General features: G+C 68.2%; 21 protein-coding genes. 6 read left to right on the top strand and 15 right to left on the bottom strand.

What is annotated here, in order from left to right; genetic code table 11:
* Positions 1-31: 31 nt before the first annotated feature.
* Entirely contained in the window at positions 32-1,396 is a 1,365-nt protein-coding gene (locus Q8S30_RS08440) for an ATP-binding protein (RefSeq protein ID WP_305665566.1), read from the top strand.
* Here the strand turns inward: Q8S30_RS08440 and Q8S30_RS08435 are convergent.
* The 5 genes from Q8S30_RS08435 to Q8S30_RS08415 all read right to left on the bottom strand — a co-directional run bounded on the left by Q8S30_RS08435 (position 1,393) and on the right by Q8S30_RS08415 (position 6,639).
* Positions 1,393-2,643, bottom strand: coding sequence for an MFS transporter (locus tag Q8S30_RS08435; protein ID WP_305665565.1), 1,251 nt, complete (start codon positions 2,641-2,643; stop codon positions 1,393-1,395). The two genes, Q8S30_RS08440 and Q8S30_RS08435, sit on opposite strands and share 4 nt — an antisense overlap.
* Before the next feature lie 400 nt (positions 2,644-3,043).
* On the bottom strand, positions 3,044-3,373 hold the full coding sequence (locus Q8S30_RS08430; RefSeq protein WP_305665564.1) for a hypothetical protein: 330 nt from the start codon (positions 3,371-3,373) through the stop codon (positions 3,044-3,046).
* A 110-nt stretch (positions 3,374-3,483) separates the two neighbouring features.
* Positions 3,484-4,644, bottom strand: a complete 1,161-nt coding sequence (locus Q8S30_RS08425; protein ID WP_305665563.1) for an MFS transporter — start codon at positions 4,642-4,644, stop codon at positions 3,484-3,486.
* A 39-nt stretch (positions 4,645-4,683) separates the two neighbouring features.
* The gene (locus tag Q8S30_RS08420; protein WP_305665562.1) at positions 4,684-4,800 is read right to left on the bottom strand and encodes a lipoprotein; all 117 of its coding nucleotides are present in this window, start codon (positions 4,798-4,800) and stop codon (positions 4,684-4,686) included.
* 3 nt (positions 4,801-4,803) lie between these two features.
* On the bottom strand, positions 4,804-6,639 hold the full coding sequence (locus Q8S30_RS08415) for an extracellular solute-binding protein (protein ID WP_305665561.1): 1,836 nt from the start codon (positions 6,637-6,639) through the stop codon (positions 4,804-4,806).
* A gap of 277 nt (positions 6,640-6,916) precedes the next feature.
* Between Q8S30_RS08415 and Q8S30_RS08410 the strand changes: the two genes are divergently transcribed.
* Together Q8S30_RS08410 and Q8S30_RS08405 are read left to right on the top strand one after the other, a co-directional pair.
* Positions 6,917-7,702 carry a 3-hydroxybutyrate dehydrogenase gene (locus Q8S30_RS08410; RefSeq protein WP_305665560.1) on the top strand — a complete coding sequence of 262 codons (786 nt, stop codon included), beginning with the start codon at positions 6,917-6,919 and terminating at the stop codon, positions 7,700-7,702.
* 476 nt (positions 7,703-8,178) lie between these two features.
* A complete protein-coding gene (locus Q8S30_RS08405; RefSeq protein ID WP_305665698.1) occupies positions 8,179-9,225 on the top strand; it encodes a patatin-like phospholipase family protein in 1,047 nt (348 codons plus the stop codon).
* A gap of 124 nt (positions 9,226-9,349) precedes the next feature.
* On the opposite strand, the gene Q8S30_RS08400 is transcribed toward Q8S30_RS08405, so the two are convergent.
* The 4 genes from Q8S30_RS08400 to Q8S30_RS08385 all read right to left on the bottom strand — a co-directional run bounded on the left by Q8S30_RS08400 (position 9,350) and on the right by Q8S30_RS08385 (position 12,476).
* Positions 9,350-9,544 carry a hypothetical protein gene (locus tag Q8S30_RS08400; protein WP_305665559.1) on the bottom strand — a complete coding sequence of 65 codons (195 nt, stop codon included), beginning with the start codon at positions 9,542-9,544 and terminating at the stop codon, positions 9,350-9,352.
* A gap of 322 nt (positions 9,545-9,866) precedes the next feature.
* The gene (locus tag Q8S30_RS08395) at positions 9,867-10,577 is read right to left on the bottom strand and encodes a DUF502 domain-containing protein (RefSeq protein ID WP_305665558.1); all 711 of its coding nucleotides are present in this window, start codon (positions 10,575-10,577) and stop codon (positions 9,867-9,869) included.
* Between the two features lie 76 nt (positions 10,578-10,653).
* On the bottom strand, positions 10,654-11,580 hold the full coding sequence (locus tag Q8S30_RS08390) for a pseudouridine-5'-phosphate glycosidase (RefSeq protein WP_305665557.1): 927 nt from the start codon (positions 11,578-11,580) through the stop codon (positions 10,654-10,656).
* Positions 11,577-12,476, bottom strand: coding sequence for a PfkB family carbohydrate kinase (locus Q8S30_RS08385; protein ID WP_305665556.1), 900 nt, complete (start codon positions 12,474-12,476; stop codon positions 11,577-11,579). The genes Q8S30_RS08390 and Q8S30_RS08385 overlap by 4 nt, the downstream gene beginning before the upstream one ends.
* Positions 12,477-12,752: 276 nt before the next feature.
* Between Q8S30_RS08385 and rpsB the strand changes: the two genes are divergently transcribed.
* Together rpsB and tsf are read left to right on the top strand one after the other, a co-directional pair.
* Positions 12,753-13,526 (top strand): 30S ribosomal protein S2, encoded by a 774-nt coding sequence (gene rpsB / locus Q8S30_RS08380; protein WP_305665555.1) that lies wholly within the window; start codon positions 12,753-12,755, stop codon positions 13,524-13,526.
* A gap of 123 nt (positions 13,527-13,649) precedes the next feature.
* The gene (gene tsf / locus Q8S30_RS08375) at positions 13,650-14,537 is read left to right on the top strand and encodes a translation elongation factor Ts (RefSeq protein ID WP_305665554.1); all 888 of its coding nucleotides are present in this window, start codon (positions 13,650-13,652) and stop codon (positions 14,535-14,537) included.
* A 419-nt stretch (positions 14,538-14,956) separates the two neighbouring features.
* On the opposite strand, the gene modC is transcribed toward tsf, so the two are convergent.
* The 4 genes from modC to Q8S30_RS08355 all read right to left on the bottom strand — a co-directional run bounded on the left by modC (position 14,957) and on the right by Q8S30_RS08355 (position 17,951).
* Positions 14,957-16,057: a molybdenum ABC transporter ATP-binding protein gene (modC, locus tag Q8S30_RS08370; protein WP_305665553.1), complete on the bottom strand. Its 1,101-nt coding sequence runs from the start codon at positions 16,055-16,057 to the stop codon at positions 14,957-14,959.
* Positions 16,054-16,764, bottom strand: coding sequence for a molybdate ABC transporter permease subunit (gene modB, locus Q8S30_RS08365; RefSeq protein WP_305665552.1), 711 nt, complete (start codon positions 16,762-16,764; stop codon positions 16,054-16,056). The genes modC and modB overlap by 4 nt, the downstream gene beginning before the upstream one ends.
* A complete protein-coding gene (gene modA, locus Q8S30_RS08360; protein ID WP_305665551.1) occupies positions 16,764-17,510 on the bottom strand; it encodes a molybdate ABC transporter substrate-binding protein in 747 nt (248 codons plus the stop codon). Before modA ends, modB begins: the two co-directional genes overlap by 1 nt.
* A 69-nt stretch (positions 17,511-17,579) precedes the next feature.
* A complete protein-coding gene (locus tag Q8S30_RS08355) occupies positions 17,580-17,951 on the bottom strand; it encodes a winged helix-turn-helix domain-containing protein (protein WP_305665550.1) in 372 nt (123 codons plus the stop codon).
* A 138-nt stretch (positions 17,952-18,089) separates the two neighbouring features.
* On the opposite strand from Q8S30_RS08355, the gene Q8S30_RS08350 reads away from it, so the two are divergent.
* Positions 18,090-19,583 carry a sensor histidine kinase gene (locus tag Q8S30_RS08350; RefSeq protein ID WP_305665549.1) on the top strand — a complete coding sequence of 498 codons (1,494 nt, stop codon included), beginning with the start codon at positions 18,090-18,092 and terminating at the stop codon, positions 19,581-19,583.
* Between the two features lie 18 nt (positions 19,584-19,601).
* Here the strand turns inward: Q8S30_RS08350 and Q8S30_RS08345 are convergent, their stop codons facing one another.
* Together Q8S30_RS08345 and Q8S30_RS08340 are read right to left on the bottom strand one after the other, a co-directional pair.
* Complete coding sequence (locus Q8S30_RS08345; RefSeq protein ID WP_305665548.1) at positions 19,602-20,222, bottom strand: DUF1190 domain-containing protein; 621 nt, start codon at positions 20,220-20,222, stop codon at positions 19,602-19,604.
* A 17-nt stretch (positions 20,223-20,239) separates the two neighbouring features.
* Positions 20,240-21,430 carry a glutathionylspermidine synthase family protein gene (locus Q8S30_RS08340; RefSeq protein WP_305665547.1) on the bottom strand — a complete coding sequence of 397 codons (1,191 nt, stop codon included), beginning with the start codon at positions 21,428-21,430 and terminating at the stop codon, positions 20,240-20,242.
* Positions 21,431-21,543 lie beyond the last annotated feature (113 nt).

The following is a 21,543-nucleotide window of genomic DNA, read 5'->3' as shown; positions in this document are numbered from 1 at the left end:
CGTTCCCCCCCTGCACCGCTAGGCTGCTGCCATGTCCAGCGATACACAACCGACCCCGCAGCCGCAAACCTATCTCCCGCCGACGGGCCCCATTCGCCGCTTCGTGCCGCGCAGCCTTTATGCGCGGGCGGCGCTGATCCTGATCGTGCCGGTGGTGGCGCTGCAGCTTGTCGTGTCGGTGACGGTGACCCAGCGGCTCTACGAGGATGTAACGCGGCAGATGACGCGCAGCCTGGCCGCCGGGCTTGGCGCCGTGGTGCGGGCGGTGGAGGCGGCGCCCGATGCCGAGGCGGCGCGGCAGACCGCGGCGGCGCTTGCGGCGCCTGCGGGCGTGGTTACGATTCTACCGGCCGAGGGGCCGCTGCAGGACAACCTCGCGCTCAGCGATCTGTCAGGGCGCACCGTGATCGGCACGCTGCGCGCCGAGGTGCCGGGGATCCGCGGCGTCGACCTGACCGCGGCGCGCGCCGTTCTGGTGGCAATCGACACCCGCCACGGCTTGCTGGGGGTGGAGTTTGACCGGCGCCGGGTCGCCGCCTCGAACCCGCATCAGCTGCTGGTGCTGACCGCCTTCACCAGCCTGCTGATGACCGGCGTTGCCTTCCTGTTCCTGCGCAACCAGCTGCGCCCGATCCGCCGGCTGGCCTTGGCGGCCGAGGCTTTCGGGCGCGGGCGCATGGTGCCCTACCGCCCCTCGGGCGCGGTCGAGGTGCGCTCGGCCGGCAGCGCCTTTCTGGACATGCGGGCACGGATCGAGCGACAGATCGAGCAGCGCACGCTCATGCTCTCTGGCGTCAGCCATGACCTGCGCACCCCGCTGACCCGGCTGAAATTGAGCCTTGCGATGATGCCCGAGGATGAGGACACCAAGGCGATGGAGCGCGACATCGCCGAGATGCAGGCGCTGATCGACGCCTTCCTGGCGTTCGCGCGGGGGGATGCGCTGGAGAGCGAGCCGGAGCTGGTCGATCCGCTGGAGTTGCTGCGCGAGATTGCGGCCCGGGCGGCGCGCGCGGGTCAGCCGGTGAGCGAGGGCGTGTTCGAGGGGACGGGCCGGATGCCGCTGCGCACCGTGGCGATCAGCCGGGCGGTGGAGAATCTGATCGGCAATGCCGTGCGCTATGGCAGGCGGGCCGAGGTGGGCGCGCTGCTGACCGACCGGGCGCTGGTGATCTCGGTCGAAGATGACGGACCCGGCATTCCCCGGGGCCGACGGGACGAGGCGCTGCGGCCCTTCTCGCGGCTCGACCCAGCGCGCAATCAAGATAGCGGCTCCGGCGTCGGGCTCGGGCTGGCGATTGCCGCCGATGTGGCGCGCAGCCATGGCGGCACGCTGCGGCTGGGGGAGAGTGCGCGGCTCGGCGGGCTCAAGGCGGAACTGGTGCTGCCGCGTTAGGCTTGCGCGAAGCCCCGGCCCAGGGCGCGCCAGCCGATGGCCCCCAGGGCCGCGGCCCCAAGCGCGGCGGCAAGGAAAGGCATGACCAGCGCAACCTCGCGCGGCATCACCGCGCCCGAGGCCCGCACGATCAGGCCCGAGGCGATCAGCCCCACCGGCATCATCCCCCAGGCCAGCAGCCGGTAGAGGCTGTTGACGCGGCCGAGCAGCCGGTCGGGGATCATCCGCTGCCGGTAGGAGACGGAAACGGTGTTCCAGACCAGCCCCGTGAACTCGAACACCGCCAGCACCAGCGCCAGTGTCAGCGCCCCGGGGGCAAGCGCGATGGCGAGGAACGAGGGCGCGGTGCAAGCGAGCATCACCTGTGCCGTGCGCTTTGGCCCCAGCCGGGCGATGATCGCCTCGCCCCAGAAGCCGCCCGCGATGCCGCCGACCGCCCCCGCCGCAAGGATCAGCCCATAGGCTGGCGCGCCGAGGCCGAGGTTCTCCTGCACATGCAGCACCAGCGCGATCATCACCATCTGGAACAGCAGGTTCCAGAACCCGGTGATCCACGCCAGGCTGCGCAGCAGCGGCGCGCCCGCCAGAAAGGCAAAGCCCTCACGCAGCTCGCGCCGCCAGTCGCGGGGGCCCGAGGGCTCGGGTCGGAACCGGCCGGTCAGCCGCGCGACCAGCACGATGGCCAGCGCATAGGCGGCGGCATTGGCAAGGAAGGGCAGCGGCAGCGCCAGCGCGATCAGCATCGCGCCAAGCGCCGGGCCGATCAGGGCATTGCCCGCCAGCTCGATGCTCCAGAGGCGGCCATTCGCGCGCTCCAGCCGGTCATGGGGCACCAGCGCCGGCAGCATGGTTTGGGCGGCATTGTCGCGGAACACCTCGGCGATGCCGACCAGCAGCGCGGCGCCAAGGATCAGCGCGAAGAGGCCGGGGTCGGAGACACCCTTGGCCGGGGCCGGGTCCAGCGGCAGCGCGGCCCAGAGCGCGGCGGCGGCGATGAGGAAGGCGAGCGCCCGAAGCGCGTCCATGCCGAGGATCAGGCGGCGGCGATCCACCCGGTCAGCGACCAGCCCGGCGGGAATGGCGAACAGGAACCACGGCAGCCGCAGCGCCACCGGCACCACGGCGACCAGCAGCGGGTCGCGGGTCAGAAGCGAGGCGAGCCAGGCCCAGGCCACCGTAGCCACCCCGTCGGCAAGGTTGGTCAGGCCGCTGGCGGCGACGAATCTGGTGAAGGGAGATACCCGCATCTGTGCCGTGCCTGTGTCGCTCTGTTCGGGAGCAGTCAGGCGCGGTGGGGAGGGAAGGTCAAGGGCGGGCAGGGCGCGGGTGGACCGATGGGTCCTGCTCTTCGTGCCGCGTCACCGGTGGCCAAGGGCGCTGCCCAGAATTTCGGCCGTCGACGAAATTCTGATGTGACCCCTCCGGGGGCAGGCACATTCGTGCCCACCTGGGCGGTCCCATCAGAATTTGGCACCCTTCGGACCAAGCCGCACCCCCCTTGCCCTGCGGCTTGCGCCTTCGGGCAACCGGCGCGGGTGACTTGCCACCGGCAAGTCCCCTGATCGCGCCGGGGTGCCCTTCCCGCATCTCGGGGAACAGGGCCGGTGTCCGCCTTCACGCGGTTGGCACGGTCTCAGTCAGCCCCCGTCAGCGATCCTCGTTGGTATCATCCCCAAACCGGGCATCGTCGTCGAACTCATCCTCGCCCTCGGGCATGAACTTTTTCGACAGCGAGATGGAATGATCGTCGTGCCGGGGGTCCATGACCACATCAGAGGGCAGCTCGCCTGTCAGCCAGTCACGGATCTCCTGCGCGGCCTCGGCGGTCTCCTGCGCGGTCAGCTCGGCGATATAGACGATGAAGGCGCGCTGGTCGCCGTCGATGTCTTCCAGATCGCTCTCATCCGCCTTCGGCCAGCGGTCCATGATCGCGTCGAAAAACGCGGGCCAATTTTCCTGAACGTGGTGCCATTTCATGTGCCTGCCTCCTGCTTGCGGGCGATCAACCCACCTCAGTCTGCGCCGGTTCCGGGCCGCTGCACAGAACTTTTCGTCAGCGCCCGTGCCCCGGGGGAAGCGGCAGGGCTCTATCCAGCTAAGGGCTGCGTCCTCAGCCTGTTCAGCCGCAGCAGCACCGCAAAGGCCGCCAGGCTCAGCGTGCCAAGCACTGCCAGCACGGCATGGGGGCCGATGCCGGTCAGCAGCGCCGCCAGCACCGGCGGGGCCAGCGCGTTGATCAGGTTCATCGGCAGGGCAATGCCCGCCATCGCCGCCGCGTAATCGGCGCGGGCGTAGAAGACCAGCGGCATGGTCGCGCGCGCCACCGCAAAGGCGCCGCTGCCAATGCCGAACAGCAGCAGGTAGCCGCTCACGCCCAAAAGGCCGGCACCGCCGAGCCCGAGCGCCGCCAGCCCCAGCGGGATCATCAGGCCAGAGGCCAGCGCGGTGGACAGTCCGTCCCACCGCGCCCCGCCGATCAGGTCGATCAGCCGCCCGCCGACCTTGCAGACCCCAAGCGCCGAGGCGATGGCGATGGCCGTGGCAAGGCTTGCGCCGCTGGCCTCCACCAGAGCGATCCCCACCGACTCGATGCCGAAGGTGACGAAGCTGTTGAGGGCGATGGCCGCAACCAGCAGCGCGAAGAGGCGCCCGGTCCGTGCCGTCTTTGGCTGCTGCGTTGCGATCACCGCCTCGGTGCGGGGCAGACCGAAGCGGACCAGTGGGCAGACAACCATCACCATGACCGCCGCAAAGGCAAACACCGCGCCTCGCCAGCCAACCACATGCTCCAGCCAGGCTGTGATCGGCCAGAACACCGCGCCGGCCAGGCCGGTGACCAGCATCAGCGTTCCGATCAGGCTACGGGCACTGTCCGCGTCATATTCGGCGAGATAGGCATAGGCGGCGGTGGTCATGAACATCGACCCGGCCAGCCCAACCAGCGCCCAGCCGATGCAGAACACCGTAAGGCCGGGGGCCAGCGCCACGAGGCAAAGCGTCAGCCCGATCAGACCCGCCCCCGCCGCCATCACCTGCCGCGTCCCGAAGCGGCGGAAGGCCCGGCCGGCCGGCGGCGAGGCGATCCCCATCGCGACGAACATCAACGAGGTGCCCAAAAACACCGCTGGCAGCGAGACGCCGAGGTCCGCCGCAACCGGCGCGGCGATCACGGGCAGCACCCCGACCGCGCCCCAGCCGGTGATCTGGGTCAGCGCAAGAAGGCCGAGGATGGGAAGATGATGCCGCATCCGGCCCCCGTAGCCCCAAGGCGTGACAGTCCGGTGACGCTACATCATCCCCTGCACCGTGCGGGCGCTGTCCGACACGTCCTCACCCAGCCCGGCCACGGTGTTGCAGCCGGAAAGTCCTGCCATCAGCAGGGCCAGCAATGCGATGCGTTTCATATCCTACTCCTCATGCCACCAGACATCGGGCGCAAAGCCCGGCCAGTCGCCATATAGCGGCAGACGCTCCGGATAGTGAAGATCGCTGGCATGGGCAATCCGCGTGGCCTTCGAGTACCACACCGGAATCACCCAGCGGCCGGCGGTCAGGATCCGGTCCAGCGCCTGCGCGGCGGCGGTCAGCTCCTCGGGGTCTGTCGCGGTCAGCATCGCGTCGATCATCGCATCGGCGGCGGGCGAGGCCATGCCCATCCAGTTGCGGCTGCCGGGCTGACCCACCCCCGCCGCGCCCCAGTAGAGCCGCTGCTCATTCCCCGGGCTCAGCGACAGGGCGCGCAGCATCCAGGCCATGTCGAAATCGAAATTGTTCGTGCGTTCCACATATTGCGCCGCATCGACGGTGGCGATGCGCGGGGTGATCCCCAGCTGGCGCAGTGCCTGCACATAGATGTCCACCACCTGCCCAGTCTCGGCCGCTCCCTGCGCCAGCAGGATCTCGAACTCGAAGGGCACGCCGCTGGCATCGCGCAGGGTGCCGCCCTCGGCGGTCCAGCCCGCTTCCTCCAGCAGCGCCATCGCCTGGCGCATGTTGGCGCGGTTGCGCAGGGTGCCGTCCGATTCCGGCGGGGCATAGCCCTCGACCGTGCCGGGCGTCAGGCTATCCGCGAAAGGCGCCAGTAGCTCCGCCACGCGCCCCGTGGCCGGCCCGGGCTGCAGCGCCAGCGCCGAGTTGGCGAAGTAGGAGGTGATGCGTGGCTCTGTCCCAAGGTTCAGGGTCTGGTTGATGAACTCGAAGTTGAAGGCCAGCGTCAGCGCCTCGCGCACGCGCCAGTCGGCAAAGACCGGGCGGCGGGTGTTGAAGACAAGGCCGGTGATGCCCGAGGGGCGCTGATGCGGGATCTCGGCCTTCACCACCTCGCCACTGGCGACGGCGGGGAAGTTGAACTGCGTCTGCCAGCGCGCGGCATTGGTCTCGCGCCAGATCGACAGCTCGCCGGCCTTGAACGCCTCGAAGATGATGCCCGGATCGGCAAAATACTCATAGCGCAGCTCATCGAGGTTATAGAGGCCCTGCGCGATTGGCAGATCCTTGCCCCACCAGTCGGGGTTGCGCAGGAAGCTGATATAGCGGCCTGGCTCGAACGCGCCGACGGTATAGGCGCCCGACCCGATCGGCACCTCCAGCGTCGACTGGGCGAAGTCCTTGCCCTCCCATTGCGCCTTCTTCAGAACCGGGCGCATTCCCATCAGCAGCGCCAGCTCTCGGTCGGCTTGCGTGAACTCGATGCGCACCTTGCCGGGCGCGGGGGAGGCGATGCTGGCGACCTTGCCCCAGGCGGTGCGGTAGCGGGGGTGGCCCTGGGTGCCGAGCGTCTCATAGCTCCAGATCACATCCTCTACCGTCACCGGGCTGCCATCGGAGAAGCGGGCCTCGGGGCGCAGGGTGTATTCGACGAAAGTTCGGGCCTCGTCCGTCTCCACCGATTCGGCCAGAAGGCCATACAAGGTGAACGGCTCGTCGATGGACCGGGCCATCAGCGTCTCGGCCATATGCAGCCCCATGCCCCAGGGTGCGCGTCCCATCAGGATCCACGGATTGAGCGAATCGAATCCCCCCGGCTCGCCCATCACGATGCGTCCGCCCTTCGGCGCGTCCGGGTTCGCATAGGGCAGCGCCACAAAATCGGGTGGCAGGGCCGGCTCGCCATACATAGCTATGCCGTGCATCGGCTCTGCCAGCGCCTGCGGCGGCGCTGCAAACGCGAAAAACGCAACACACAAAGGCGCGAGGGCACGGCAAAGATGGCGGCGCGAGGCCCGGAAATTCTGCGGTTTCATGCCGGGGGCAATCCCTTCTGTGGCGGTTTTTCTGAGGCAGACGCTACCCTTCCGGGCCAGCCTTTTCAAACTTTTAGCTTGGACGGCGCGTTTGATCGGCGTATAAGGGCCCTACTGCTCGATAGGTTTCTTGCCTGTATGAAACCTGCCTCAACGACTTAACGCCCGCCTTGTGCGGGCGTTTTTTTTGGCGCGTTTTGCGCCCGCCCCGATACCGCGGTGCTGGATGTTGCAGCAGCCCGGTATAAGGTCGGCGCAAAGCTGCAGGAGGACCAACATGAGCATCACCACATCGCTGGCGGGAAAGACCGCCGTCATCACCGGATCGAATTCCGGCATCGGTCTTGGCATCGCGCGAGAGCTGGCGCGGGCTGGGGCGGATGTCGTCCTGAACTCCTTCACCGACAGCGCCGACGATCACGCGCTGGCCGCCAGCATCGGCGAGGAGTTCGGCGTGACCGCGCGCTACATCCGCGCCGACATGTCGAAGGGCGAGGATTGCCGCGCCCTGATCGAGCAGGCGGGCGCCTGCGACATCCTGGTGAACAACGCTGGCATCCAGCATGTCGCGCCGGTGGATGAATTTCCGACCTCGAAGTGGGACGCGATCATCGCCATCAACCTCTCCTCGGCCTTCCACACTACCGCCGCGGCGCTGCCGAAGATGCGCGCGGCTGGATGGGGCCGGGTCATCAACATCGCCTCGGCCCACGGGCTGACCGCCTCGCCCTACAAATCGGCCTATGTGGCGGCCAAGCATGGCATCGTCGGGTTCAGCAAGGTGGTGGCGCTGGAAACGGCGGAAGAGCCGATCACCTGCAATTCCGTCTGCCCCGGCTATGTGCTGACCCCGCTGGTCGAGGCGCAGATCCCCGACCAGATGAAGACCCATTCGATGAGCCGCGAGGATGTCATCAAGAAGGTGATGCTGGACCGCCAGCCCTCGCGCGAGTTTGCGACTGTGGAACAAATGGGCGGCACAGTGGTCTTCTTGTGCTCGGACTACGCCGCACAGATCACCGGAACCGCGATCAGCGTCGATGGGGGCTGGACGGCGCTCTGACAGGGGCTACCCTGTCAGGGCAGGGATGAGACGGCGGGCACGGGTGTGCGGGGCGGTCTGCCCGCCGCCCGGACCGTGCGCAATGCAGATGGCAGCGAAAGGCGGGCACTATGGCAGGAACGGGAGCAGGCAAACCCGGCGGCGGGCGCGGCAAGGCCGATCCACGGCCGGGGCCGCGCAAGATCGTTCGGCGGCCGAAGGCCGGGGACGAGGCAGAGCCGAAGGCGGCTGAGGGTGTACCCGATGCCAAGACGGCAACGAAACCCGTGCCGAAGCCAAAGGCTGAGCCCAGACCAAGGGCCGCCGCTTCCAACGCTCCTGCCGCCGCCAAAGCTGCCGCCAAGCCCAAGGCCGCCGCCAAACCCAAGGCCCCCGCGCCGGACCTGGCCGACGAACCGGGCCCGCTGGCTGCCATCGAGGAGCTGGTAACGGCCAACGAAGGCGCCGCCCCTGAAGCCGACCTTGCCACGCCCGCCGTGAACGGCGGGACGGAGCCCTGCCGCATCAACCTCGCGCTGCAGGGCGGTGGCGCGCATGGCGCCTTTACTTGGGGCGTGCTCGACCGGCTGCTGGAAGACCCCGGCATCGACATCGCCGCCATATCCGGTGCCTCGGCCGGGGCGCTGAATGCTGCCGCGCTGAAATCCGGCTGGGTCGCTGGCGGGCGCGAGGGCGCAAGGGATCAGCTCGACTGGCTCTGGGGCCAGATGGGCGCGATTCCCGACCTTTCGTTCGCGCATTGGCTGATGGCCTTCATGCCCGGCCCGGCGATGACCGCGAAGATGGTCGAGGCGGTGGTGCCCTTCAAGATGATCGACGCAGTAACCAGCGCCGTCAGCCCCTATGACCTGCCGTTCTGGGAAAACCCGCTGCGCCGCGTGGTCGAACGCTTCGCCTATGACCGGATCAGCGCGCAAGAAGGCCCGCTGATCTTCATCAGCGCCACCAATGTGCGCACCGGCAAGATCCGGGTCTTCAACAATGCCGAAATCAGCACCGACGTGATTCTCGCCTCGGCCTGCCTGCCGACGCTGTTCCGGGCGGTGGAAATCGAGGATCCGGAAACCGGCAAGTGCGAGGCCTATTGGGATGGCGGCTATGCCGGCAACCCGGCCCTCTTCCCGCTCTTTGCGCCGAGCCTGCCCGATGACGTGGTGATCGTGAACATCAACCCGATGCTGCGTGAGGAGTTGCCCCACAGCGCCGCCGAGATCGCCAACCGCGTCAACGAGATCAGCTTCAACTCCTCGCTGCTGCGCGAATTGCGCGCCATCGCCTTCGTGAAACGCCTGCTCGCCGGCGGGCAGTTGAAACCGGGTAGCATGAAGGACGTGCGCGTCCACATGATCGCCGATGACAAGCTGATGGGCAGCCTCAGCGTGGCAACCAAGATCGTGCCGACCCCGACGCTGCTGGCGCATCTCAAGGCGGCGGGCCGGATGGCGGCCGAGGATTTCATGGAAAGCGCGCGCGGCAAGATCGGCAAGGCGGGCACTGTCGATCTGGCGGCGCTGCTGGCCTGACGGGACTGCCCGTCGAAACGAAAAGATGGCGGCTCAAAGCAAAACGCCCGGGCGCGCAAGCGGCCCGGGCGTCTGGCAGAGCTCCAAGGCCGGCGTGAGCCGACCCCGGGGCGAAATGCCGTGATCAGTCGGCCGAAACGACAGCAGCGACCAGGATCAGGAGCAGGATCGGCACCAGGATGCCAGCCGACGAGGACGAGGTGTCTTCGACGATGACTTCCGGCTGGATCATCGGCTCCATGACCGGTTCGGCATAGCCGCCGGCAAAGGCCGGGGCGGCGATCAGCGAGGCGAGGATGGCGGCTTTGAAGGTTTTCATGTCAGTCTCCGACTTTATTTTGGCCCATTTGGGCACGGTTTCAGGCAACTCTCGATCTACGCTACCCCGCTACTGCCCCTTCAGGCAACAGAGGACCAACGCAGGCCCGCAAGCATGTCCGGTCCGGAACGGTAGCGAGAAGCCCTGAAACCTCAGATGACTACCCTCCGCCCGCGGAACATTGACAGATTTGATTCTAACACGCCCCTTGGCCGCCACAACGGAAATGTCTGCCTAAAGATGCAATGCGTTGCAAAGAGGCCGCAGCCGCTTTGCACCACGCCGCCCCGCGGGCCCGTTTTTGCCGTGCAGGCCGCCCGGTTCAGCGCGGCGGCAGTGCCGCGGGGTCCTTCGGGGTTGGATAAACCAGCCCCGCCGAAATGATCAGCTTGGCGGTGTCCTCGACGCTCATGTCGAGATAGGTCACCTGCGATTGCGGCACATAGAGCAGGAAGCCCGAGGTCGGGTTCGGCGTCGTCGGCAGGAACACCGACACCAGCGGATCGTCGAGCGAGGCGCGCGCCGCGATCTCTCCTTTGGCCATGGTCGAGACGAAGCCGATCGCCCAGATGCCCTTGCGCGGATATTCGATCAGGCAGGCCTTGTCGAAACTCGCCTCGGACTGGGCAAAGACCGTCTCGGCGATCTGCTTCAGCCCGCTATAGACCGACCGGATCACCGGCATCCGGTCCACCAGATGCTCGCCCCAGCGCAGGAGCGAGCGGCCAATGAGGCCCTTGGCCAACCAGCCGACGATGACGGTAAACAGCAGGAAGAAGATCACGCCGACGCCGCGCAGGTCGATGCCGATGTATTGCTCGGGCCGGAAGCGATGCGGCACCATCGGCAGCACGAAGGCATCGATCCAGCCGGTCACGGTCCAGAGCAGCCAGATCGTCAGCCCGATGGGAAACACCACCACAAGCCCGGTCAGGAACGAGGCCCGCAGCGCCGAGAGCAGGCCGGTTTTGCGCGGCGGCAAGGGCCGCAGCGGGTTGGTATGTGGGTGGGGGTCTTCCGGATGCTCGGTCATGTCGGTCCTCTGCTGACCGCCAGACCCTAGGGGCTGGATCGGGGCGCGACAATCCTCCGCCGCCCCCCGAAGCTGTTCATTTTGCTGCGCTGGCGAGTTCGATGGCGATTGCGGCCGCCAGCCGCGCATTGTTGCGCACCAGCGCGATATTGGCGGTCAATGACCGCCCGTCCGTCAGCGCAAAGATGCGGTCGAGCAGGAAGGGCGTCACTGCCTTGGCGGCGATTCCCTGCGCCGCCGCCTCGGCCAGCGCCACCTCCACCGCCGGCATGATCTCGGCCAGCGGGATCTCGTCCGCGGCCGGCACCGGGTTGGCGACCAGTTGCCCGCCCGGCAGGCCGATCAGCCCCCGCATCCGGTGCGCGGCGGCGATCTCGGCGGCGCTGTCCATCCGCAGCGGGGCCGGCAGGCCAGAGGCACGCGACCAGAAGGCGGGAAACTCATCCTGCCCCATGGCGATCACCGGCACGCCAAGCGTCTCCAGCACTTCCAGTGTCTTCGGCAGGTCCAGAATCGCCTTCGCACCCGCCGCGACGACCGTCACCCGCGTATGCGCCAGCTCGCGCAGGTCGGCCGAGATGTCGAAGGACAGTTCTGCGCCCCGATGCACCCCGCCGATGCCGCCGGTGGCGAAAACCTCGATCCCGGCCAATTGCGCGCAGACCATCGTCGCGGCGACGGTTGTCGCGCCGGTGCGCCCACTGGCCAGGCAGGCCGCCAGATCGGCCCGGCTCAGCTTCAGCGCATCCGGCGTCTGTGCGAGCGCGTCCAGCGCCGCATCCTCCAGCCCGACCAGGATCTGCCCGCCCATCACCGCGATGGTGGCCGGGGTCGCCCCGGCGGCGCGGATCTCGGCCTCGACCGCGCGGGCGGCCTCGAGGTTCTGCGGATAGGGCATCCCGTGGGTGATGATCGTCGATTCCAGCGCGACGACCGGCTTGCCGGCCTCCAGCGCCGCGCGCACCTCGGCCGAGAGGGCGAGGGGAAGCGAGGGGTTCGTCATGTTCCGATATCTCCAGAAACGTAGCTCGCGGCGGCATCCAGCGCGGCGGCCAGCGCCGCCCCGCGGTCCGCGCCGCGCAATTCGGCCACCAGATGGGCGGCCATGAAGGTGTCGCCCGCGCCGGTGACGCGCGTCACCAGCACCGGCCGCGGCGCCGCGGTGATCACGCCGCCCGCCACCGCGCATCCGTCCGCGCAGGGCCGCCCGCCATCGGTGACCAGCACCCGCCGCGCCCCCCGCTCCAGCAATCCCGCCGCCGCCTCGGCCGCGCCGGCAAAGCGGCGCTGGCACAGCAGCCCGGCTTCCTCGAGGTTCACGTAGATCACCGCCCGCGGATGCCCCAGCAGCGGCAACAGCCGTTCCGCCTTGCCGGGACTCGCCGGCGCGATCCGCAGATCGGCGGCCGCAAACAGTGCCGAGCCCGCAATCTCCGCCAGCAGCCCCGTCGTCAGGTTGCCGTCCAGCGCCACCGGCCCGGCCCAGGGCGCCGCCGCCGATCCCAGCCGCCCATCCTCCAGCGCCCGCAGGATCTTGCCCCCCGCCGCCTCCAGCGAATGGGCATCGGCAATCGCCGCGATCAGCCCGTTGCCGCCCTCGATGGCCATATAGCGGTCGGTCGGCAGATCGTCCGAGCGATAGAGATGCGCTGTCCCCAGCCCCATCGCCGCGCAGGCCGCCACAAGGTCATTGCCCTCGGCATCGCGCCCCACCGCCGACAGCAGCCCCGGCCTCAGCCCGAACCGCGCCAGCGTCATGGCGATGTTCAGCGCCACGCCCCCCGGCACCCGCGTGATCCGCCCCGGCACATCGGCGCCCGCGCCCATATGGGCCGCGCTGCGGCCGATGATGTCCCACAGGACCGATCCGATGCACAGGATGTCTGGTCTCTCGCTCATGCCTGACCTCATCGCCAAACCCGCGCCCCCACGCAAGCCAAAACCCTTCCCCTTCGTTTTGGCCCAAATATCCCGGGGGTGCGGGGGCTGGCCCCCGCTTCCGCCATCAGCCACAGGCACCGCAAACTCCTTTTCCCTTGCCATCCGCCCCCGCCTGGCCTAAAGGCGCGCTACTTCACAGGCTTGGTGCGGGCCTTTTCGGGGAGACATCCCGAAAGGTCCACCGGTTGGGGGAAACCCTGAATCACCTTGCCAAGGCGCAAACCGGAAAAGGAAATGGACATGGCGCTTCCCGAATTCTCCATGCGTCAGCTGCTTGAAGCTGGCGTTCACTACGGTCACCAGACTCAGCGCTGGAACCCGCGGATGGCCGAATACATCTATGGCGACCGCAACGGCATCCACATCTTCGACCTGACCCAGACCGTCCCGATGCTGGACCAGGCGCTGCAGGTGATCCGCGACACCGTGGCCAAGGGCGGCCGCATCCTGTTCGTCGGCACCAAGCGTCAGGCCTCCAAGGCCATCGCCGAAGCGGCAGACAAGTCGGCCCAGTTCTACATGAACCACCGCTGGCTCGGCGGCACGCTGACCAACTGGAAGACCGTCTCCCAGTCGATCGCGCGTCTCAAGCAGATCGACGAGATCATGGCGCATGGCGCCGAGGGCCTCACCAAGAAAGAGCGCCTGAACATGGACCGCGAACTGGCCAAGCTGCAGGCCTCGCTCGGCGGGATCCGCGACATGGGCGGCGTGCCGGACCTGCTGTTCGTGATCGACGTGAACAAGGAATCGCTGGCGATCCTCGAAGCGCAGAAGCTGGGTATCCCGGTCGTGGCCATCGTCGACACCAATTGCTCGCCCAAGGGCGTGGACTATGTGATCCCGGGCAATGACGACGCGGCCCGTGCCATCGCGCTCTACTGCGATCTGGTCTCGCGCGCGGCGCTGGACGGCATGACCGCACAGATGGGCGCCGCCGGCGTCGATCTGGGCTCGCTGGACGAAGCGCCCGTCGAAGAACTGGTCGAAGAACCCGCCAGCGCCTGACCTCTGCGGGTCACTTAGGCTGCAGATGTTACGCAATCGTCATCAGGCGGGGGATATTCCCCGCCTGAACGCTGCAAAGGGTCGGGCCTGCCCGGCCGCGATGATCAAACGAGGAGAGCCGACATGGCAATCACCGCCCAGATGGTGAAGGAACTGCGCGAGTCGACCGGCGCAGGCATGATGGACGTCAAGAAGGCGCTGACCGAAACCGATGGCGACATGGACGCCGCGGTCGATTGGCTGCGCACCAAGGGCCTTGCAAAGGCCGCCAAGAAATCGGGCCGCGTCGCGGCCGAGGGCCTGGTGGGCGTTGCGGTTTCGGCCGGCAAGGGCGTCGCCATCGAGCTGAACTCGGAAACCGACTTCGTCGCCAAGAACGCCGATTTCCAGAATCTGGTGCGCGAGATCACCAAGGTCGCCCTGGAAACTGCTGACAGCGTCGAAGTGCTGCGCGCCTCGCATCTGAACGGCAAGACGGTGGATGAGGTTCTGAACGAATCCATCGCCCGCATCGGCGAGAACATGAACCTGCGCCGCCTGCACGTTCTGGAAGGCGAAACCGTCGTCTCCTACGTGCATAACGCGGCGGCTGACGGCATGGGCAAGATCGGCGTGCTGGTCGCGCTGAAGGGCCCGGAAGACCTGGCGAAGGTGATCGGCAAGCAGATCGCCATGCACATTGCGGCGACCGCCCCGGCCTCGCTGTCCGAAGCCGATCTCGACCCGGTTCTGGTCGAGCGTGAAAAGTCCGTGCTGTCCGAACAGGCGCGGGAATCGGGCAAGCCCGAAGCGGTGATCGAAAAGATGATCGTCGGCCGCATGGCGAAGTTCTTCGAGGAAGTCACCCTTCTGGGCCAGAAGTTCGTGATCAACCCCGATGTGACCGTCGGTCAGGCCGCCAAGGATGCGGGCGTCGAGGTGACCGGCTTTGCGCGCATCGTTGTCGGCGACGGCATCGAGAAGGAAAAGGAAGACTTCGCGGCCGAGGTTGCCAAGACCCTTCAGGGCTGATTGCCCCCCGCGCCTTCGGGCGCGGGCACCATCTCAAGGGCCGGGCAGGGAAACCTGTCCGGCCTTTTGCGTCCGGGTGCAGGGCAGGGGCGCAACGCCTGTCGATCCAGTGACCTGCCCACAAAACGAATAAGCGGCGCGAACCCAAAGGTCCGCACCGCCATCCGTAGCGCGCCGCATCTTTTGGGGATGAGGACGGGGCGCACAACTGTTCGGTCTGCCAGATCGACTACGACCGGGCAGACCGGTCCGGTTTCCCGGAGGAACCGCGATCCCCGCGAAAATCTGCGGGCTGGACCACGGCCACCTGTTCCCGGCCAAAGCCGCCACTCACGGAACGCTGTCACCTTGGCTGCTGACGTGACGTAAAGAAAGTCAGGGAATCCTTACCTGACCATTTGGTCAGGCAAAATCCGCCCTCACGCCGCCCCCAAGGTGTGGGTGCCGGTGCCCACATCCTCGGGCGCCACCGCCACCGTCTTGATGATCGCGTGGCAGCTTTGCCCCGGGGCAAGGCCCATCGCCTGGGCCGACCGGCGGGTCAGCCGCGCCGTCAGACGGTCTGCCCCCACGGCCAGCGTTACCATCGCGCCCGGGCCCTGGCCGGGCCGGACCTCGGTGATCGTGCCGCCAAGGATGTTCAGCGCCGACAGCCCCTTGGGCCGGGCGCGCGACAAGATCACGTCCTGCGCCGCGATCCGCACGCGCAGCGTGCTGCCCGGTGCATCCGCCACCTGCGGCAGCCACAGCCGCCCGCCTTCCGTCGCCAGCTCGCTCAGCCCGTCGGCATGATGCGCCACCACCCGCGCCACCAGCACCGAGGCCGCGCCGCGCACGCCCATTGCCGCCACATCCCCCAGCACCTGCGAGGGCGGTCCAACTGCCGTGACCCGGCCATCCCGCAGCGCGACCACGGTCGTCGCCAGCCGCGCCACCTCGGCCGAGGAATGGCTGACATAGAGGATCGGCACCGAGACCTCATCGCGCAGCCGCTCGAAATAGGGCAGGATCTCGGCCTTGCGCGCCTCGTCCAGCGCCGCCAGCGGCTCATCCGCCAGGATCAGCTTCGGCGCGGCCAGCAGGGCGCGGCCGATGGCAACGCGTTGCTTTTCCCCGCCCGACAGTGCGCCGGGGCGGCGGTCCAGCAGATCACCAAGGCCGAGTAGGTCTACCACATGCGGCAGGCTCGGTGCCGCTGCCCCCCGCGGCGCGAACCAGCGGCCATAGGTCAGGTTCTGCCGCACCGTCAGATGCGGGAACAACCGCCCCTCCTGAAACACATAGCCCAGGCGGCGCCGGTGCGGCGGCACGCAGCGCCGGGCGGCAGTGTCCAGCAGCACCCAATCCCCCGCCACGATACGCCCGGCATCGGGGCGCAACAGGCCCGCCACCGCATTGACCAGCGTGGTCTTGCCAGATCCCGAGGGCCCGAACAGCACGGTCACCCCCCGCGGAGCCTCGAAGGCGATATCCAGATCGAAGCGGGCAAAGCGGTGCTGGATGGAAACCTGCAGCGTCATGCGCCCGCCACCCTGCGGGCGACCCGCCGCGCCAGCACCTCGGACAACAGCAGCGCGCCCATTGCCAGCGCGACCGACACGATCACCAGCCGCCCCGCCGCCTGCTCGCCCCCCGGCACCTGCAGGAAGGCGTAGATGGCGGAGGGGATGGTCTGCGTCTGGCCCGGGATGTTGGACACGAAGGTGATCGTCGCCCCGAACTCTCCCATCGCCTTGGCGAAGGCGAGGATCGACCCCGCCACCACCCCCGGCAGGATCAGCGGCAGCGTGACCGTGACGAACACCCATGTGGGCGAGGCCCCCAGCGTGCTTGCCGCCGCCTCCAGCTTCGGGTCCACCGCCTCCAGCGCCAGCCGGATTGCCCGTACCATCAGCGGAAAGGCCATCACCGCCGCCGCCAGCGCCGCCCCGGCCCAGCGGAAGGACAGCACGATGCCGAACCACTGGTCCAGAACCTCCCCCACCGCGCCGCGCCGCCCGAAGGTCAGCAGCAGCAGATAGCCGGTGACGACCGGGGGCAGGATCAGTGGCAGATGCACCAGCCCGTTCAGCAGCGGCTTGCCCCAGAACGACCACCGCGCCAGCGCATAGGCGGCGAAAATCCCCAGCGGCAGGCTCGCCAGCGTCGCCACCAGCGAGACGCGCAGGCTAAGCCGCACCGCCTGCCACTCGTCCGGGCCGAGCCAGTTTGCCCAGTCCGCGCCCATCAAGGAGTGCTGAAGCCAGCGGCGGCCCAGAGGGCGCGGGCCGGTTCCGAGGTCAGGTAGTCCAGAAACTCCACCGCCACCGGGCTTGTCGCCTGCGCAGTGATCGCAGCGGGGTAGGTGATCGGTGCGTGACTGCCCGGGGGGAAGGTGCCGAGGATGCTCACCCCGTCCTCGGCCGCGGCATCGGTCGCAAAGACGATCCCCAGCGGCGCCTCGCCCTGCGTGACAAAGGCCAATGCCCCGCGCACCGTATCCGCCTGCGCCACCAGCGGCGCCACGCCGTCCCACAGCCCCAGCGAGGTCAGCGCCGCCTTGCCGTACACCCCCGCCGGCACCGCATCGACCAGCGCCATCGCCAGCCGTCCGTCGCCCAGCATCCCGGCAAGGTCGAGGCTGGCGTCAAGGGTCACTGGCGCCGCCTCGCCATGCGCGATCAGCACCAGCGTATTGCCCAGAATGTCGCGCCTAGTGCCCGCCTGCACGTCGCCCGAGGCCTCCACGGCGTCCATCCACTCGACGCTCGCCGAGATGAAGATATCCGCCGGCGCGCCCTGCTGGATCTGCCGCGCCATTGCCGACGATCCGCCATAGGACAGCACCGCCCGGTGCCCGGTCTCGGCCGCCCAGGACTCGGCAACGCCGTCGAGCGCGCCGGTCAGGCTGGCGGCGGCGAAGACGGTCACATCCTCTGCCGCCGCGCGCAGCGGCAGGAGGAGCGACGCTATGAGCGCAAGGCGTGCAAACATCGTCTGATAGGCCCCAACAGGATATGGTTCGCAAAACATATCGCAGCAGGCCCGCGTTTCAGGCAAGCGTTATTTTCCGCCAGGAATATCCCGCAGCAGCGCCTGCAGCGCCTGCAGCTGCGGTGCGCCTGCCGCGGCGGCATCTGCCTCGAACCCGCGATACAGGTCCAGCACCTGCCGCCCCGCCTCGGTCAGCACCGCACCGCCGCCCCCCGGCCCGCCGCGGGTGCTGTCCACCAAGGGCTCGCGGAACATCGCGTTCAGCGTGCTGATAAGTTGCCAGGCGCGCTTGTAGCTCATCCCCATCTCGCGCCCGGCCGCGGCGATGGATCCGCAGCGGTCGATCCGCTCCAGCAGTTCGGCCTTGCCGGGCCCGATCGGTTCGGCCTCGCCAAAGACGATCCGGATGCGCAGGGCAGGGGGGACAAGTGTATCGGTCATGCGCCCAGAGATCGCGGATTGCCACGGGTGAGCGCAAGGGAAATGTCGGGTCGGGGTTGCCGCCCCCAAGTAGCTCTGGCAAGCGCACCCGCAGCCAATATACTCGTCAGACCAATTTCGGGAGGATCCCACCGCATCATGCCCCCATCGCAGCCCAAGGCCCCGGCCAGCGCCGATCCCATCTTGCAGGGCGGCGGCAACTGCGGCGCGCTGATGCGGGGGCTGGACTGGTCGGCCAACCCGCTTGGCCCGCCGCAGCACTGGCCGCAGGAGTTGCGCGTGGTGGTGGCCATCGCCCTTGGCTCGCTGCAGCCGATGCTGATCGTCTGGGGACCCGAGCAGATCACCCTCTACAACGATGCATATGCCCCGATGTGCGGCACCCGCCACCCCGCCATCGGCCGCCCGTTCCGCGAGCTGTGGTTCGACATCTGGGACCGCGTCGATCCGATCATCACAGCGGCCTATGAGGGCGTCAGCACCTCGATGGCGGATATCGAGTTCATCCTGCACCGCAACGGCTATCCCGAGGAGGCACATTTCGCCTTCTCCTACTCGCCGGTGCGGGACAATTCGGGCGCCGTGCTTGGCATGTTCTGCGCCTGCGCCGAGATCACCGGGCAAGTGCTGATGCAGCGGCGGCTGGCGAAAGAGCGCGAGCAGATGCGGCTGATCTTCGAGATGGCGCTTGGCGCGGTCGCCATCGTCAGCGGGCCGGATCACGTCTTCACCTTCGCCAATGCCGAGTATCGCCTGCTGACCGGGCGTGAGGATATCGTCGGCAAGCCGCTGGCCGAGGCGCTGCCCGAGGCGGCAGAGCAGGGCTTCGTGACCCTGCTCGACACGGTGCGCGACACGCGCGAGGCCTTTGTCGGCCGTGGGGTCGAGATCCATCTGCAGCGCAGCGTGGGCAGCGAGCGCGAGCGGCGCGTGCTGGATTTCAACTACCACCCCGTCGGCGGTTTCGAAGGGCCGGCAGAGGGCATCTTCGTGCAGGCGGTCGACATCACCGAACAGGCCAATGCCGCGCGCCAGCAGCAATTGTTGAACCACGAGCTGGCGCACCGCATGAAGAACCAGCTGGCGCTGGTGCAGGCCGTCGCCAACCAGACGCTGCGGCTGGCAACCAATCTCGATACCGCCCGCCTCTCGCTGAACCAGCGCATCGGCGTTCTCAGCCGCGCGCAGGACATGCTGCTGTCGGGCGATGCGCAGGCGACGACGGTGACCGAAATCGTGAATGGCGTGACCGCGCTGCATGACGATCCGGCCGATACCCGCTTCCACCTCGAAGGGCCGGACCTGACCGTCGGCCCCCGCGCCGCGCTGTCGCTGTCGCTGATGCTGCACGAGCTGTCGACCAACGCCGCCAAATACGGCGCGCTCTCGGTGCCGGGCGGCAATGTCTCGGTGATCTGGCACAGCAAGCCCACCGATGACGGGGAGTGCTTCTGTCTGGAATGGAACGAGACCGGCGGTCCGCCCGTGGTGGAGCCGGCCCATAGCGGGTCGGGCACCCGCCTGCTGAGCGCCGGCATCTCGGGCGCGCAGATCAGCAAGGTGGCCCTGCACTACCACCCGAAGGGCGTGTGCTGCGAGATGTGCGTGGACCTCAAGGGGCTGGCGAGCTAGCCAGCCCCCCGCAGGGCCTCAGGTCCCGACAGCGGGCCGGGTGCTGCCCGAGCTGCCAAAGCCGCCGCGCGCCGCGGCGGTGGCGCGGGTCATCGGCGGCTGGCCGGCGGTCGCCGCGGGGCGGGTGAACTGGTTCGCCGCGATATTGCCGCGCCCGGTGTTGGACGAATAGGCCGCCGTACCCGCCGCATTGGTGAAGCGCCCGTCTTGCGTACGGTACAGCGGCTGCGACGCCGCCATCCCCTGCCGCCCGCCGCCCAGCATCGAGCCGATCAGGTACCCCGCGATCAGCGGCATGAAGATCGACCCGCCGCCCGTGCCCGTCGCCTGCTGTTCGGACCCGCAATTGCCCACGCCATGCAGTTCTTCGCAGACCTCCTGGCTCTCGTAGCGGGGGGCAGCCTCGGCATGCAGGGTCTGCGCCTCCTGAAAGGCGATGTCGCAATCGAGGCTTGAAAACGTGCTGCCGCCCTGTTCCGCGACAGCCTTGCAGGCGCCCAGATCCGGGAAGGCCTCGGCCTCGACCGCTTCCTCGCGGCAGCCGGCCAGCGCGAAGGCGGCGGCGCCAAGGATGGTCAGCGCCACGGCCCGCGAGCGTTTGCGGGGCCGGGCAGGGGTGGTCAGGGGCGTATCGGTCATGTCTCTCCTCCCGGGAGCTAGCGGATGTAATGCGGCTTGAACCGCGACAGGTCTTGGGTGATGCGGCCGCGATCCTCGCGCACGCCAAGGCCGACGCAGGCCTCGCCGACGATCCAGGCGCCAAGCACCGGGCGGAAGCCGCCGAACTCGGGCAGCGGGTGATAGGCCTGCACGATCTTCGGGTGGGCGCCATAACCGCCCTCGGGCGAAGCTTCGGTCTCCACGCCGCCTTCGACGATGCGGATCGCCGCGCCCTCGCGCGAGAACAGCGGCTTGGACACATGGCCGCGGCCAAGGGCATCGGCCGCCCGCCGCGCCTCGGGCGCGCCGCCGGTGATCTCATCCTCGAAGAAGGCCGGCAGCAGGTTCGGGTGCCCCGCATACATCCGCCACAGCACCGGCAGCAGGCCCTTGTTCGACACCACGGCCTTCCAGGCCGGCTCCAGCATCAGGCAACCCGCGGTGACCAGATGCCGCGAGAAATCCTCGCGCAGCAGGTCTTCCCAGGGGTAGAGCTTGAACAGCGTGCCGATCACCCGGTCCTCGGCATCCAGAAACTGGCCCTTGGTCGAGACGGCGATCTTTTCCAGATCCGAGTAATGCGCCCCCATCCCCGCCTCACGCGCGGCCCAGGCCATGCATTCGACGGTGGCGTAATCCTCGGGGTTGCCGCCCATGGCGGTGAAATGCAGGTCGGTATTGGGCGGGAACAGGCTGCGGAACCGTTCCACCAGCGCCTCGTGGATGCCGTTGAACTGGTCGGCATCCTCGGGCAGCACGCCCGCGGCGATCTGGTCTTCCAGCCAACTCCACTGGAACGACGCGCTTTCATACAGCGAGGTCGGCGTGTCGGCATTGTATTCCAGCATCTTCGCGGGGCCAGTGCCATCCCAGGCCAGATCGAAGCGGCCATAGATTTCCGGCTCCGCCCGGCGCCAGCTGTCGGCGACCAGATCGCGGTGCTCCTCCGGGATCGCCAGACGCGCCATCAGCTCCTCGCTGGCCAGAATCTCGGCCACCGCCTCGCGGGCCATGCCATGCAACTCGGTGCAGGGATCCTCGATGCCGGTCTCGATCTCCTCGAGGCTGAACTCGTAGGCCGAGCTTTCCTCCCAATAGGGTTCGCCATGCATGTCGGCAAAGGTGAAGCCAAGTTCCTCGGCCTTCGCGCGCCAGCCGTCCCGCTCGGGCAGCTCGATCTTCCGCATCCATAGTCCTCCCGGTTCTTGCCCCTCAGGTAAGCAACCGCGCGCCCGGACGCCAGAGCCGGGCGCAAGTTTGTGCCGCGGTGTAACGCATCCGTCAGCACGCAGCCCCCCAA

The sequence above is a fragment of the Frigidibacter sp. genome (assembly GCF_030695035.1).
Lineage (GTDB): Bacteria > Pseudomonadota > Alphaproteobacteria > Rhodobacterales > Rhodobacteraceae > Frigidibacter.
Note: the sequence above shows the minus strand (reverse complement) of the source record. Positions and strands in the feature narration are given on the sequence as shown.